The 14,250-nt window shown below is 64.9% G+C and carries 16 protein-coding genes; 7 read left to right on the forward strand and 9 right to left on the reverse strand.

Annotated features, from left to right (window positions below):
- Positions 1-15: 15 nt before the first annotated feature.
- From recN to U9J41_RS15330, 3 genes are all read right to left on the reverse strand, one after another.
- Positions 16-1,680 (reverse strand): DNA repair protein RecN, encoded by a 1,665-nt coding sequence (gene recN / locus U9J41_RS15320; protein WP_322403057.1) that lies wholly within the window; start codon positions 1,678-1,680, stop codon positions 16-18.
- Between the two features lie 31 nt (positions 1,681-1,711).
- Positions 1,712-2,614, reverse strand: coding sequence for an NAD kinase (locus U9J41_RS15325; protein WP_322403058.1), 903 nt, complete (start codon positions 2,612-2,614; stop codon positions 1,712-1,714).
- 146 nt (positions 2,615-2,760) lie between these two features.
- Positions 2,761-3,567 carry a DUF3667 domain-containing protein gene (locus U9J41_RS15330; RefSeq protein ID WP_322403059.1) on the reverse strand — a complete coding sequence of 269 codons (807 nt, stop codon included), beginning with the start codon at positions 3,565-3,567 and terminating at the stop codon, positions 2,761-2,763.
- Between the two features lie 231 nt (positions 3,568-3,798).
- Here U9J41_RS15330 and U9J41_RS15335 point away from each other — a divergent pair, with 231 nt between their 5' ends.
- From U9J41_RS15335 to gloA, 4 genes are all read left to right on the forward strand, one after another.
- Complete coding sequence (locus U9J41_RS15335; RefSeq protein ID WP_322403060.1) at positions 3,799-4,110, forward strand: hypothetical protein; 312 nt, start codon at positions 3,799-3,801, stop codon at positions 4,108-4,110.
- Positions 4,107-5,429 (forward strand): PQQ-dependent sugar dehydrogenase, encoded by a 1,323-nt coding sequence (locus tag U9J41_RS15340; RefSeq protein ID WP_322403061.1) that lies wholly within the window; start codon positions 4,107-4,109, stop codon positions 5,427-5,429. Before U9J41_RS15335 ends, U9J41_RS15340 begins: the two co-directional genes overlap by 4 nt.
- Complete coding sequence (locus U9J41_RS15345) at positions 5,426-5,854, forward strand: OsmC family protein (RefSeq protein WP_322403062.1); 429 nt, start codon at positions 5,426-5,428, stop codon at positions 5,852-5,854. The genes U9J41_RS15340 and U9J41_RS15345 overlap by 4 nt, the downstream gene beginning before the upstream one ends.
- A 226-nt stretch (positions 5,855-6,080) precedes the next feature.
- Positions 6,081-6,494: a lactoylglutathione lyase gene (gene gloA / locus U9J41_RS15350; protein WP_322403063.1), complete on the forward strand. Its 414-nt coding sequence runs from the start codon at positions 6,081-6,083 to the stop codon at positions 6,492-6,494.
- A gap of 31 nt (positions 6,495-6,525) precedes the next feature.
- Here the strand turns inward: gloA and U9J41_RS15355 are convergent, their stop codons facing one another.
- From U9J41_RS15355 to U9J41_RS15380, 5 genes are all read right to left on the reverse strand, one after another.
- A complete protein-coding gene (locus U9J41_RS15355; RefSeq protein WP_322403064.1) occupies positions 6,526-6,870 on the reverse strand; it encodes a hypothetical protein in 345 nt (114 codons plus the stop codon).
- A gap of 259 nt (positions 6,871-7,129) precedes the next feature.
- Entirely contained in the window at positions 7,130-8,455 is a 1,326-nt protein-coding gene (locus U9J41_RS15365; RefSeq protein ID WP_322403065.1) for a TolC family outer membrane protein, read from the reverse strand.
- A 43-nt stretch (positions 8,456-8,498) separates the two neighbouring features.
- On the reverse strand, positions 8,499-8,822 hold the full coding sequence (locus U9J41_RS15370; protein ID WP_056438391.1) for a rhodanese-like domain-containing protein: 324 nt from the start codon (positions 8,820-8,822) through the stop codon (positions 8,499-8,501).
- Between the two features lie 17 nt (positions 8,823-8,839).
- A complete protein-coding gene (locus U9J41_RS15375; protein WP_322403066.1) occupies positions 8,840-9,493 on the reverse strand; it encodes a protein-L-isoaspartate O-methyltransferase family protein in 654 nt (217 codons plus the stop codon).
- Between the two features lie 165 nt (positions 9,494-9,658).
- A complete protein-coding gene (locus tag U9J41_RS15380; RefSeq protein ID WP_322403067.1) occupies positions 9,659-10,315 on the reverse strand; it encodes a TetR/AcrR family transcriptional regulator in 657 nt (218 codons plus the stop codon).
- 143 nt (positions 10,316-10,458) lie between these two features.
- Here U9J41_RS15380 and U9J41_RS15385 point away from each other — a divergent pair, with 143 nt between their 5' ends.
- The 3 genes from U9J41_RS15385 to recQ all read left to right on the forward strand — a co-directional run bounded on the left by U9J41_RS15385 (position 10,459) and on the right by recQ (position 13,514).
- Positions 10,459-10,731, forward strand: coding sequence for a YkgJ family cysteine cluster protein (locus U9J41_RS15385; RefSeq protein WP_322403068.1), 273 nt, complete (start codon positions 10,459-10,461; stop codon positions 10,729-10,731).
- 106 nt (positions 10,732-10,837) lie between these two features.
- The gene (locus U9J41_RS15390) at positions 10,838-11,671 is read left to right on the forward strand and encodes an undecaprenyl-diphosphate phosphatase (RefSeq protein ID WP_322403069.1); all 834 of its coding nucleotides are present in this window, start codon (positions 10,838-10,840) and stop codon (positions 11,669-11,671) included.
- Positions 11,672-11,693: 22 nt separating this feature from the next.
- Entirely contained in the window at positions 11,694-13,514 is a 1,821-nt protein-coding gene (gene recQ / locus U9J41_RS15395; protein ID WP_322403070.1) for a DNA helicase RecQ, read from the forward strand.
- A 40-nt stretch (positions 13,515-13,554) separates the two neighbouring features.
- Here the strand turns inward: recQ and trmB are convergent, their stop codons facing one another.
- Complete coding sequence (trmB, locus tag U9J41_RS15400; protein ID WP_322403172.1) at positions 13,555-14,235, reverse strand: tRNA (guanosine(46)-N7)-methyltransferase TrmB; 681 nt, start codon at positions 14,233-14,235, stop codon at positions 13,555-13,557.
- Positions 14,236-14,250: the final 15 nt, after the last annotated feature.

The raw sequence follows: 14,250 nt of genomic DNA on the forward strand, positions 1-14,250 counted from the left end.
GGTTCTTGGGTTGACTCAGGACGCCAGCAACTCGCGCGCGTGCTTGCGCGTGGTCTCGGTGATCTCGATGCCGCCCAGCATGCGCGCCACTTCCTCCACGCGGGACTTGTTGTCGAGCACGTCGATGCGCGAGACGGTCTTGCCGCCGTCCGTCGTGCCCTTGGCCACCTGGAAGTGCTGGTTGGCCTGGCTCGCGACCTGCGGCAGGTGCGTCACGCACAGCACTTGCCGGCTCTGGCCGAGGCGCTTCAGCAGGCGGCCGACGACTTCCGCCACGCCGCCGCCGATGCCCGTGTCGACCTCGTCGAAGATCAGGGTCGGCACCGTCGTCGCGTTCGCCGTGATGACGGAAATCGCCAGCGAGATGCGCGCCAGTTCGCCGCCCGACGCCACCTTGGCCAGCGGCCGCGGCACGACGCCGGCGTGGCCGGCCACGAGGAACTCGACCTGCTCGCAACCATACACGGCCGGCTCGCACGGGTTCAGCGCGACGACGAAGCGGCCGCCGCTCATCGACAGTTCCTGCATCGCTTCCGACACCTGCGAGGACAGACGCTGGGCCGCCTGCGCGCGCGTCGCGGACAGTTTTTGCGCGGCCGCCAGGTAGACCGCCTTGGCCTTGTCTTCCTGGCGGCGCAGGCCTTCCACGTCGCTGGCGTCGGCCAGCTGCTGCAGCTTGGCCTTCAACGTCGCGTGTTCGTCCGGCAGTTCATCCGGCGTAACCCGGAACTTGCGGGCCGTGCTGTGGATGGCGTCCATGCGCGCGTCGACCTGGGCCAGGCGCTCGGGATCGAGCTCGACCTTGTCGACATAGGTGTTCAGCGCATACGCGGCTTCCTGCAGCTGGATGCGCGCCGGTTCCATGCAGTCGAGCACGGCCTGCAGGCCCGCGTCGACATCGGCCAGCTTGGCCAGCTTCTGGTTCAGCGACGACAGTTGCGACAGGATCGGCTGCTCCGATTCGGACAGTGCAGTGAGCGCTTCCTGCGCGCCTTCGATCAGGCTGGCGGCATGCGACAGGCGGCTGTGCTCGTTGGTGATCTCGGCCCACTCGCCCGGCTTCACGGCCAGTTTATCCAGCTCGCCGACCTGCCATTCGAGGCGCTCGCGTTCCAGCAGCACGTTCTTCGCGTTCGTCTCGAATTCCTCGCGCTGGCGCGCCAGCGCCTTCCACGCCTTGTAGGTGGCGGCGACGTCCTGCACCTGGGCCGGCGCGGCGGGATCGCGCACGGCGACCTGGTTGTCGAGCAGCGCCCGCTGGGCGTCGAGCTTGAGCAGCGACTGGTGCGCGTGCTGGCCGTGGATGTCGACGAGCAGTTCGCCCAGTTCGCGCAACTGGCTGGCGGTGGCGGCGATGCCGTTGATATACGACTTGGAGCGGCCGGCGTTGTCGATCACGCGGCGCACCAGCGCGCCGCCCTCGTCGCTGTCGAACTCGTTCTGTTCCAGCCAGGCGCCCGCCGCCGGGGTCAGGGCGAAATCGGCGCTGATGTCGGCCTTGGCCGCGCCTTCGCGCACCATGCTCGCGTCGCCGCGGCCGCCCAGCGCGAGCTGCAGCGCGTCGATCAGGATCGACTTGCCGGCGCCGGTTTCGCCGGTGAACACCGTGAAGCCGTTCGAGAACTCGAGCTCGATCGTGTCGACGATGACGAAGTCGCGGATGGTCAATGTGCGCAACATGAAGAAACTCATCTCCTGATGGATGCTGGAATTATTTGAGCTTGCCGTCACCGGACGGATATTCGTTCCAGTGCAGCTTCTCGCGCAGCGTATGGTAGTAGCTCCACCCTTCCGGATGCAGGAACGTGACGGTGTGGGGCGAGCGCGAGATCATGATCTGGTCGCCGTGCTGCAGGCTCGCGAACGTTTGCATGTCGAAGTTCACGCTGATGTCGCGGCCGTTGATGATCTCGACGACGATGTCGCTCGTGTTCGGCACGACGATCGGGCGGTTGGACAGCGCGTGCGGCGCGATCGGCACCAGCACGATGCCGGCCAGCGTCGGATGCAGCAGCGGACCGCCGGCCGACAGCGCATATGCCGTCGACCCAGTGGGCGTGGACACGATCAGGCCGTCCGAACGCTGGTTGTACATGAAGGTGCCGTCCACCGTGACCTTCAGTTCGGCCATGCCGGCGCCCGTGCCGCGCGCGACGACGACGTCGTTGACGGCGACGGAACAGTGGATCTCGACGCCGTCGCGCACGACGCGCGCCTCCAGCAGCGAGCGCTCCTCGGCCTTGGCCTTGCCGCTGAGGATCTCGCCCAGCGCGGGCAGCATGCGGTCGATCGGGATGTCCGTCATGAAGCCCAGGCGCCCCTGGTTGATGCCGATGAGCGGCACGCGGTAGCGCGCCAGCTGGCGGGCGATGCCGAGCATCGTGCCGTCGCCGCCGACGACGATGGCCGTGCCGCAGTGCGCGCCGATCTCGTCCACCGTCATGCCCGCCACGCCCGCGACTTTCACGTGTCCGGCCGTCTGCTCCTCGAACACGACGCGGTAGCCGGCGCCCTGCAGGAAGTCGACGATGGCCTGCACGGGCTCGTCGATGCCGGCCGTGTGGTGCCGTACGACGAGCGCGATGGTTTGTTGCGATTCAGGCGTCACGGACATTACGGCTCTCGGCAGCAGGTGATAGGGAGACAGAAGATTAACCGATTCGCCCGGCTTCTGCACTATCGCAACTCAGCAAATACTGTACAAACGCACAGTATAGTTGGGCGGACGGACTTCCGGCAAGCAGACCAGTCGAGTTCGCGTCAATGGAGGATGCCGAACCCGAACGCGGCACCGATCGCCAGGCCCAGGCCGGTAACGTGCAGCGCCATCAGCACGAGCCAGCGCAAGCCGGTGACGAGGCGCGAGCCGCCGTACACGCGCCGCATCGCGACCGGCGTATAGAACACGAGCCACAGGCCCAGCACGAACGACACGATACCGAGCACATTCGGCGTCACGATCAGCAGGGTCAGGGCCAGGAATGCAAACCCGTGCACATGCAGCGCGAACAGCAGGTGTTCGCCGTAGCGCCGTCCCGAACCCAGGTACAGCACCTTGAGGTACAGCGCGAACAGCGGCATCATCAAGAACACGGCGTACGGCACATAGCTGCTGAAGGCCGTCCTCATCACCTTGTCGCGCTCGGCCGGCGACATGTTGCTGAACCGGTCCGCCTGCTCGCCCCAGTGCGCATTGACGTTGCTGATGCCCTTGCGCAGTTCCACGGTGCCTTCGGCGATTTCGCCCGGCTCGTCTTCGCGCACCAGGCCGTCTTTCTTTGCCGCCTTGTCGTGTGCGGCCGCGGCGGCCGGGGCCTGGCCCCGCTGCGGCTGCGCCGGAACGTCGTCGTGACCGGTATATTTTGCGACGGCAAAGAAGATCAGGCTGAACGTCAGGTACAGCCGCAGCGGCTGGATGTAGCGCACGCGGCGACCATTGATGTATTCCAAAGTCAGCTGTCCCGGCCGGAACAAAAGGAGCAGCAACGACTTCCAAAGCTTGCCTTCCAATGCGACGTAATGTCCGATGAACTCGTGCAGGAATTCGCGCGTGCTGGGCGGATGCAAGACGGTTTCCTGCCCGCATTCGTGGCAGAAATTTCCGGAAACGACGGCCCGGCAATTCGGGCAGTCGCCGGCGGCGTGGTGCGGATGGGCGGGCGTGTTCATGACGGTCGCGGCGGTTGTCATATCAACCGACATGTTAACCAGTTAATTGCAAAAAAGCATCTTCCAATTGCGCGACCGCCTTCGGGTCGAAGGATTAGGATTTAATCAATTGAATCGAAGGAGGTTGTCATGGTGCAGGAAGAAAAAGACCGTGTCGTGAATACCGACCGGAAAATCGAAGAACAGAGCTACAAGCGCGAACCGCACGAGCGTGACGAATCGCCGGACGGCCAGGACGTCAAGCCGCGCGGGATCATGAAGCAGGCCGCGGAGGACCTGCAGCAGGGCCTCGTCGATACCGATGCGCGCGCGACCCCGGGCGCCAGCGAAGCCGTGACGCCGACACCGGGCGCCACCGGCCAGGCCAAGCCGCAGCCGGACCGCAACCGCGACATGCGCGACCACGATTCGACCATTCCGGACGGAGGGAAGAATCGATGACATCACGCATCCGGCTTGCGTTCCTGTTGCTTCCCCTGCTGGGTCCCGCTGCCGCCCTCGCCCAGCAATATCCGGTCGGCTGGGGTCCGAATCCGACCCTGCCCGCGCCCGAGAGATCGCTGATCCCGACCATCAACGTGGCCAAGGCGGACGCGTGGCCGCAGGGTACGCGTCCGACGCCGGCCGCCGGGTTGGCCGTCACCGCGTATGCGACCGGTCTCGACCATCCGCGCTGGCTGTACGTGCTGCCGAACGGCGACGTGCTCGTGGCCGAGAGCAACAAGCCTGGCAACGCGCCGAAGGAAAAGGGGATCCGGGCCAAGGTGCAGGGGCTGGCGCAGAAGGAGGCCGGGGCCGGGGTCGCATCGCCCGATAAAATCATCCTGCTGCGCGGCTTCAAGCCGGACGGCACGGCCGACACGAAGGTCACGTTCATGCAGGGCCTGACCTCGCCGTTCGGCATGGCGCTCGTCGGCAACGACCTGTACGTCGCCAACGCCGATGCGCTGTGGAAGTTCCCGTACAAGACCGGCGAGACGAGCATCACGGCCAGGGGCACCAAGGTGCTCGACCTGCCTTCCGGGATCAACCACCACTGGACGAAGAACGTCGTCGCTTCTCCCGACGGCAGGAAGCTGTACATCACGGTCGGTTCGAACAGCAACGCGGCGGAGAACGGCATGGAGGTCGAGAAAGGCCGCGCCGCCATCTGGGAATACGACATCGCCAGCGGCAAGTCGCGCATCTACGCGAGCGGCCTGCGCAATCCGAACGGAATGGACTTTCAGCCGCAGACGAAGGCCTTGTGGACCTCCGTCAACGAGCGCGACGAGCTTGGCAACGACCTCGTGCCCGACTACATGACGGCCGTGCAGGACGGCGCGTTCTACGGTTGGCCGTACAGCTATTACGGCCAGCACGTCGACGCCCGCGTCAAGCCGCAGAATCCCGACATGGTGGCCAAGGCGATCGTTCCCGACTATGCACTGGGCGCACACACGGCCTCGCTGGGCATGACGTTCTACAACGCCGACCTGATGCCGCAGTTCAAGAACGGCGCCCTGGTCAGCCAGCACGGCTCGTGGAACCGCAAGCCGCATTCTGGCTACCAGCTCGTGTTCGTACCGTTCACGAACGGCAAGCCGAGCGGTCCGCCGCAGAATGTCCTGTCAGGCTTCCTCGGCAAGGACGAGCACGCTTATGGGCGCCCGGTCGGGGTCGCGGTCGACAAGACCGGCGCCATCCTGCTGGCGGATGACGTCGGCAACACCGTCTGGCGGATCACACCGGCCGCCACCAATCAGGGAGTCACTAAATGATCAAACGTAAGGGAAGCGCCGTCTGGAGCGGCGGCTTGAAGGATGGCAAGGGCACCGTGTCCACGCAGAGCGGCGTCCTCAACCAGTCGCAATACGGCTTCAACACCCGCTTCGAGGATGGCGCGGGCACGAATCCGGAAGAACTGCTGGCGGCCGCGCACGCGGGCTGCTTCACGATGGCGCTGTCGGCCCAGTTGGGCGAAGCGGGCATGACGGCGCAGAAGCTGGAGACGACCGCCACCGTGTCGCTGGACAAGGTCGACGGCGGCTTCGCCATCCCGGCCGTGCACCTGGATCTCGTCGCCACGATCCCCGGTGCCGACGAGCAGGCATTCCAGGAAGCGGCGCGCAAGGCCAAGGAAGGGTGTCCGGTGTCCAAGCTGTTCAATGCGAACATCACGCTGGAGGCCAAACTCCAAACGTAGGGCTACCGTAAGGCATGCATGACATTGCCGCTGATGCCGTCCACGCGTTCAAGCGGCAATTGCGTTACCTCGGCTGTTCAATCCGGCACCGCTTACATTTTTGAAGGATCGACCGGCGCGTATCACTGCGTGGACGGCGCAGCCGTCCCCTGCGCGTGCCGCGCCTGCACGAATCCGCCCGAGCGCATAAAATCCTCGCTTCCACCACGAACCAACAAGGACAACAATGCGCATCCTGCACACCATGTTACGCGTCGGCGACCTGCAGCGCTCCATCGACTTCTACACCAAGGTGCTGGGCATGACGCTGCTGCGCACGAGCGAGAATCCGGAATACAAATACACCCTCGCCTTCGTCGGCTACGGCACCAATCCGGACCATGCGGAACTCGAGCTGACCTATAACTGGGGCGTCGACAAGTACGAGATGGGTTCGGCCTACGGCCACATCGCCATCTCGGCCGACGACATCTACCAGACATGCGACCAGGTCCGCGCAGCCGGCGGCAACATTACCCGCGAACCCGGTCCCGTCAAAGGCGGCACGACCGTCATCGCCTTCATCACCGATCCGGACGGCTACAAGGTCGAACTGATCGAGCGCGCGGACCACGCCGGTGGCGGCGGCCTGAGCAGCTAAGACGGCAAACCGGCGCGCGGTCCGCCGCGCGTTATTTTGTCTTCGAGCCGAAATAGACCCGGTCGCCCGACGTCGCCGTCTTGCGCGTCAGGTCCAGGTGCAGGTCCGACTTCGTGCAGTCGGGCCAGTCGATGTCCGGGTCGGCCGAATAGCACAGCGTGTTCGACGCATCCGATACCGGCAGCTCGACGGCCTCGCCCACTTTCAAGGTCAGGCCCTTGTCCACACCGCCGTTCCCGGCGCCGACCTTCACATAGCACTGGCCGTCGGACGCCCCCTTGCATGTGAACACGGCGAGTTTGCCGTCGTCCTTCGGTACGAACGCATAGGCCACGCTCCGGAACGGTCCCGCGTGGGCCGTACCTGCGAGCGCCAAGAACATCGCCAGAAAACCCGACACGGCCGGTAAGCGCAATCGCTGCATCGTCGTTCTTCCTTCGCTGGCTATCCTCGCCATCCTACCTTCGTGCGCTAAAGCTCCGCGCGCTCGACCTGTCGCCGATGGTGCTCGACAACGGCAACCGCTACGGCACGCCGTTCACCGTCTCGACCGAGGCACGCGACGGCGTCAGTGAATTCGGGGTCAGAGCCCTGTTTTAGGAAATTGCCCAAAACAGGGCTCTGACCCCGACTTATTACGGCTGCTGCAGCAACGCGTTGATCGGCTGCAGGTCTTCCTCGCGCAGCGAACCGGCCGCGGCCTTCAGTTTCAGGCCGGCCAGGATCGTGTTGTAGCGCGCGCGGGCCAGGTCGGTGCGGGTCTGGTACAGCTGGCGCTGGGCATTCAGCACGTCGATGTTGATGCGCACGCCGACCTGGTAGCCGAGCTTGTTCGATTCCAGCGCGGAATTGCTCGACACCTCGGCCGCTTCCAGCGCCTTCACCTGGGCCAGGCCGCTGTTCACGCCGAGGAACGACTGGCGCGCCAACAGCGCGGCGTTGCGGCGGTTCGCTTCCAGGTCGTTGCGGGCCTTGTCTTCCAGCGCGATCGATTCGCGCACCTTGCTCGTCACGGCGAAGCCGTTGAAGATCGGGATGCTGTACTGGATGCCGATCGAGTTGCCGTTGGTCTTGCCCGACTGGAACGTCTGGCCATTGACGTCGCGGTGCACCGACGATGCGACGAGGTCCACGGTCGGATAGTGGCCAGAGCGGTTCTTCGAGATGTCGTGCTTGGCCGATTCCAGCTGCAGCTGGGCCACGGTCACGGCATAGTTCTGGTTCTCGGCCGCGGACACCCACTGGTCGACGTTGACCGGTTGCGGCGCCGTCAGGTTCACGCCCGTGCGCAACGTGGCCAGCGCGGACGGCGGCGTGCCGATGATGGCCTGCAGCGCCGTCTTCTTGGTCTCCAGATCGTTGACGGCGGCAATTTCCTGCGACACGACCAGGTCATACGCGGCCTGCGCTTCATGGGTGTCGGTGATGGTCTGCGTGCCGACTTCGAAGTTGCGCTTGGCGGACGCCAGCTGCTCGGTCACGGCGACTTTTTGCGCACGCGTGGATTCCAGCGTGTCCTGGGCGGCCAGCACGTCGAAATAGGCTTGCGATACGCGCGTGATCAGGTCTTGCTGGGCCTGGGCAAACTGGGCTTCCGAAATGGCTTGCTGCAGCTTGCTCTGCTGGTAGGTTTCCCAGCGGTCCCAGCGGAACAACGGCTGCTGCAGCGTGACCTGGATCTCGTTGGTGCGCAGGTTGCCGCTGTTGCCCAGCGCCGCATCGTTGTTCCACGCCGTGAAGTCGCTATTGTTCTTCGTGATGTCGCCAGTGATGCCGACGGTCGGCAGCAGGCCGGAACGCCCCTGGGTGATACGTTCGCGTCCGGCGGCGGCGGCCGCGCGGGCGCTGGCATACGTGGCGTCGTTCGCCAATGCCTGCTGGTACACCTGGATCAGATCGGCCGCCTGGGCATCGAGCGAAAACGCGCTGGCCAACAGTACGGCGATGAGGGGCTTCTGCATTACTTTCTCCGTCGGAGTCATCAATAGTTAAGAACGCAGGCCGTCAATACTTGGGCATCGAAGGGTCGACCTGCACGGCCCAGGCGTGTATTCCGCCTGTGAGGTTGGTAATGTTGCTGAATCCGTTGCGCTCCAGGAAAGCGGCCACCTGCATGCTGCGTGCGCCGTGGTGGCACACGCAGACGATGTCCTGGCCGTCATCCAGTTCGCTCACGCGGATCGGAATCAGGTTCATCGGAATCTGGGTCGAGCCCTCGATGTGGCAGGTCTCGAATTCCCAGTTTTCGCGGACGTCGAGCAGCAGCGGCTTCGGACGCGACGGGTCGGCCAGCCAGGCGGCCAACTCGGGTGCGGTAATATGCTGCATCCTTGCGTCTCCGTCGCTCAGAACTGGAAGTGAGACGGCACCGGGGCGCCAGTCAGGTAGCGCACGTTGGTCTCGAACACCTTGATCGTGCTGTACGTGTTCTCGCCCGTGCGGGTGATGACCGACGCTTCCATCACCGGCGCCTGGCCGACGATGGCGGCGATGCGGCCACCGACCTTCACCTGCTTCAGGATGGCTTCCGGCAGCACTTCCAGCGCGCCCGAGATCACGATCGCGTCGTAGGGTGCGCCTTTTTCCCAGCCTTGCGCGCCATTGCCCGTTTCCACGGTCACGTTGTGGATGCCGGCATTGGCCAGGTTCTTCTTCGCCTGTTCCGCGGTTTCCGGATTGATTTCCACGGTGGTCACCTTGGCGGCGCGGTGCGCCAGCAGGGCAGCCATATAGCCCGAACCGGTGCCGATTTCCAGCACGGTCTCGTGTTTCTTCACGCCGACTTCCTGCAGGATGCGCGCTTCGAACTTCGGCGCCAGCATGGCCGCGCCGCCCGGCAGCGGGATCTCGACGTCGGCGAACGCCAGGTTCTGGTACGCCGCCGGCACGAACTGTTCGCGCTTGACGACGTGCAGCAGGTCGAGCACATCCTGGTCCAGCACGTTCCACGGACGGATCTGCTGTTCGATCATGTTGAAGCGGGCTTGTTCGATATTCATCTTTATACTCGGTGGGAAAATAAATAATCCGATATTTTATCGTTGAACGGCTTCAGCAAACATATCTTAACGATATGAAGCTGAGTACCACGGGAAATTGCGACAGTCTGCAGTTTAAGGGGCATGAAACCCGGAAAATAGCGTCTTGACGTAGGAAAACGAGGGTCACGCGGCTTCCGCGCCCGGGGCGGCCGGCAGCAGCCCGTGCAGCGCCATGTCGAGAAAGGTGTCGAGGAAGGCCTGCGGCGCCAGTTCCGCAGGCGGACATGGGCCGACGGAATGCTTCCAGATGACGAGGGTAAGCATCGGCGCGAACAGCACCTGGGTCGTCGTGACCACGTCGATCGGCCGGAACTCGCCGCGCGCGATGCCGCGCTCGAGCATCGTCGCCATCGCCTTCGTACCGCGGTTGATGACCTCTTCCTGGTAGAAGCGGGCCAGTTCCGGGAAGTTGCCGGCTTCGGCCATGACGAGCTTGATGATGCCGGACGCCTTGGTCGCGCCCAACCGCTGCCACCACGAGTGGATCAGGTGGCGCAGCAGGTCGGCACTGTGGCCGTCGAACTCGGCGACGGACGCTTCCGCCTCGCCGATCACGGGCACGATATTGCTGCGCACGACCGCCTTGAACAGTTCTTCCTTGTTTTCGTAATACAGGTACAAGGTGCCTTTCGACACGCCGGCGCGGCGCGCGACGTCTTCCAGGCGTGTGGCGGCGTAACCACGCTCGACGAACAGGTCGATCGCCGCCTCCAGCAACTCCTGGGGCCGCGCGTCCTTACGGCGCTCCCAGCGCGGCTTGGTGTCAAAGGGGCATGGCATGCTTCTGTCCGACAACTAACTGTTGAGTCAGCAAATATAGACCTGGGGATAGGGCCAGTCAAGAACAGCAGGCCCTGGCGGTAGTATACTGGCAGCTTGTCCGCCCCCGGTCTTTACACCGCACGATTTCCCCGGCCGTTTCCGTGAATTCTCCATCTGCTCCCGTCCATTGCCGCCCCGGCTGCGGCGCCTGCTGCACCGCCCCGTCGATCACGTCGCCGATTCCCGGCATGCCGAACGGTAAGCCGGCCGGCGTGCGCTGCGTGCAGCTGGACGAGCACGACGGTTGCAGGATCTTCGGGCAGCCGGACCGGCCCCGCGTCTGCGGCAGCCTGCCGCCCTCGCGCGAGATGTGCGGGGACACGCGCGAGCAGGCGATGTTCTTCCTGTCCGAATTGGAGCGCTTGACGGCCTGACATTGAAACAGTAACTCGACGGCGGCCCCCTTCCTCATGGTAAGCTTGCGGCCCGCGCGGCGGCGTCCGCGCACGCGTCTCCAACCCTACCGAACTCATACACCAAATGGATATCATTCTCGCCCTGAAAGCGATCATCATGGGCCTCGTCGAGGGCTTCACGGAATTCCTGCCGATTTCGTCCACAGGTCACTTGATCCTGGCCGGTAGCCTGATCAATTTCACGGGTGAAGTGGCCAAAGTGTTCGAGATCGCGATCCAGGCCGGCGCCATCTTCGCCGTGATGTGGGAATACCGTGCGCGCGTCGCTGCCGCGCTGAGCGGAGTCACGTCCGATCCGCGCCAGCAGAAACTCGTCGTCAACCTGATCGTCGCGTTCCTCCCGGCGGCCGTGCTGGGCGTGTTGTTCGCCAAGGCGATCAAGGCGCATCTGTTCAAGCCGGAACCGGTGGCCGCCGCGTTCATCATCGGCGCCTTCGTGATCCTGTGGGCGGAGCGCCGCCACAAGGTCCTGCCGGGCTCGCACCGCGTCGAGACCGTGGACGACATGACCATGCTCGACGCGTTCAAGGTGGGTTGCGCGCAATGCTTCGCGCTGATCCCGGGCACGAGCCGTTCGGGCGCCACGATCATCGGCGGCATGCTGTTCGGCCTGTCGCGCACGGCCGCCACCGAATTCTCGTTCTTCCTCGCGATTCCGACCCTGCTGGCCGCGACCGTGTATTCCGTCTTCAAGGCGCGCCACGACCTGCACGCGGCCGACCTCCCGCTGTTCCTGATCGGCGGCGTGGCGGCGTTCATTTCCGCCTTCCTGTGCGTGCGTTGGCTGTTGCGCTTCATCAGCACGCACACCTTCACGGGCTTCGCCTGGTACCGTATCGTGTTCGGTGTGATCATCCTGGTCACCGCCCATTTCGGCTGGGTCGTCTGGGCCGATTAAACCGCAGGCAGCAAGTACCATCATGACGAGCGACATCCAGCAACGCGCGCTGCAGATCCTGCAGACGGTATTCGGCTACCCCGCCTTCCGGGGGCAGCAGGCCGACATCGTCGAGCACGTGGCGTCCGGCGGCGATGCGCTCGTGCTGATGCCCACCGGCGGCGGCAAGTCGCTGTGCTACCAGATTCCCGCGCTGCTGCGCGACGGCGTCGGCGTCGTCGTGTCGCCGCTGATCGCGCTGATGCAGGACCAGGTCGACGCGCTGGCCGAAGTCGGCGTGCGCGCAGCGTTCCTGAACTCGACCCAGACCTTCGAAGAGACCCTGCGCATCGAGCGCATGGTGCGCACCGGCGAACTCGACCTCGTCTACGTGGCGCCCGAGCGCCTGATGACGCCGCGCTGCCTGGAGCTGTTCGAGTCCGCGCACATCTCGCTGTTCGCCATCGACGAGGCGCACTGCGTGTCGCAATGGGGCCACGATTTCCGGCCCGAATACATCCGCCTGTCGATCCTGCACGAGCGCTTCCCGCACGTGCCGCGCATCGCGCTGACGGCCACCGCCGACCAGCTCACGCGCGCCGAAATCGCCCAGCGCCTGCAGCTGGACGAGGCGCGCCAGTTCGTGTCGTCGTTCGACCGTCCGAACATCCGCTATGCCATCGTCGAAAAGACGAACGGCCGCAAGCAGCTGCTCGACTTCATCTCGGCGGAACATCCGGGCGACTCCGGCATCGTCTACTGCCTGTCGCGCAAGAAGGTCGAGGAGACTGCGGCGTTCCTCAACGAAAACGGCATCCGCGCCCTGCCCTATCACGCGGGCATGGAGTATTCGCTGCGGGCCGAAAACCAGGCGCGCTTCCTGCGCGAAGACAATATCGTGATGGTGGCGACCATCGCGTTCGGCATGGGCATCGACAAGCCGGACGTGCGCTTCGTCTGCCACCTCGACCTGCCCAAATCGCTGGAAGGCTATTACCAGGAAACGGGCCGCGCCGGCCGCGACGGCCAGCCGTCGAACGCCTGGATGGCCTACGGTTTGCAGGACGTCGTGCTGCAGCGCCGGATGATCGACGAATCCGAGGCCGACGAGAATTTCAAGCGCGTGCTGTCGTCGAAACTCGACGCCATGCTGGGCCTGTGCGAGACGCTCAGCTGCCGGCGCATGCGCCTGCTCGAATACTTCGGCGAGCGCTCCGGCCCGTGCGGCAACTGCGATACGTGCCTGATCCCGCCAACGTCGTTCGATGCGACGGTGCCCGTGCAAAAGCTGCTGTCGGCCATCTACCGCGTCGACCAGCGCTTCGCGGCCGGCCACGTGATCGACGTGCTGCGCGGGGTGTCGTCCGAACGCATCGTCCAGTGGCACCACGACAAACTGACGGTGTTCGGCGTCGGTGCCGAGCGCGGCGAACAGGAATGGCGCGCCATCGTGCGCCAGACGATCGCACTCGGCCTCGTCACCGTCGACCACGACGCGTTCAGTTCACTGAAATTGACGGAGGCGGCGCGGCCGGTGCTGAAGGGCGAGCAGAACGTGCAGCTGCGCCAGTACCAGAAACCGGTCAAGCCCAAGCGCACGTCGACGCCGCGCGGCAGCTACGAAGAGGTCGAGCTGTCGAAGTCCGAACAGGCGATCTTCGACAAGCTGCGCTGGTGGCGCGTCGAAACGGCGCGCGCGCACGGCGTGCCGGCGTACGTCGTGTTCCAGGACGCGACCTTGCGCGAGATCTCCAAGGTCAAGCCCACGTCGCTGGATCAGCTGCGCGGGGTGTCCGGGGTCGGCGAGAAGAAGCTGACGTCGTATGGCGACGAGATCGTCGGCATCATCAGCGAGATGGTGTAGCGCGGTTCGCGTGGGCACGGGGTGCCCACCAATGCACGCGTTACTTCTTGGTGAACACCAGGTCCCACACGCCGTGGCCCAGCTTCAGGCCCCGGTTCTCGAACTTGGTCAGCGGGCGGTACGCCGGCTTCTCCGCATACCCCTCGGCCGTGTTCCGCAGCGCGGGTTCGGCGCCCAGCACTTCCAGCATCTGCACCGCGTAATCTTCCCAGTCGGTGGCGCAATGGATGTAGCCGCCCTGCGCCAGCTTGCGGCACAGCAGCGCGACGAACGGCGGCTGGATCAGGCGGCGCTTGTTGTGGCGCGCCTTGTGCCACGGGTCCGGGAAGAAGATGTGCACGCCGGACAGCGTCCCATCCGCCACCATATTGTTCAGCACCTCGACGGCGTCGTGCTGGATGATGCGCAGGTTCGCGATGTCCTGTTCGCCCGCCAGCTTCAACAGGCTGCCCACGCCGGGGGTGTGCACCTCGACGCCGATGAAATCCTTGTCCGGCATCGCCTGCGCGATGTGCGCCGTCGTGCCGCCCATGCCGAAGCCGATCTCCAGGACCAGCGGCGCGGTGCGGCCGAACGGCGCGTGAAAGTCGAACGGCGCCTTCTGGTACTCGATGAGATAGCGCGGGCCGAACGCTTCCAGCGCGCGCGCCTGTCCGGTCGACAGGCGGCCGGCGCGGGTGACGAAGCTGCGGATGCGGCGTTCGGTCGGGTCGTAGAGCATGGTGCGGCCCTGCTC

The organism is Massilia luteola (assembly GCF_034420155.1).
Classification (GTDB): Bacteria; Pseudomonadota; Gammaproteobacteria; order Burkholderiales; family Burkholderiaceae_D; genus Telluria; species Telluria luteola.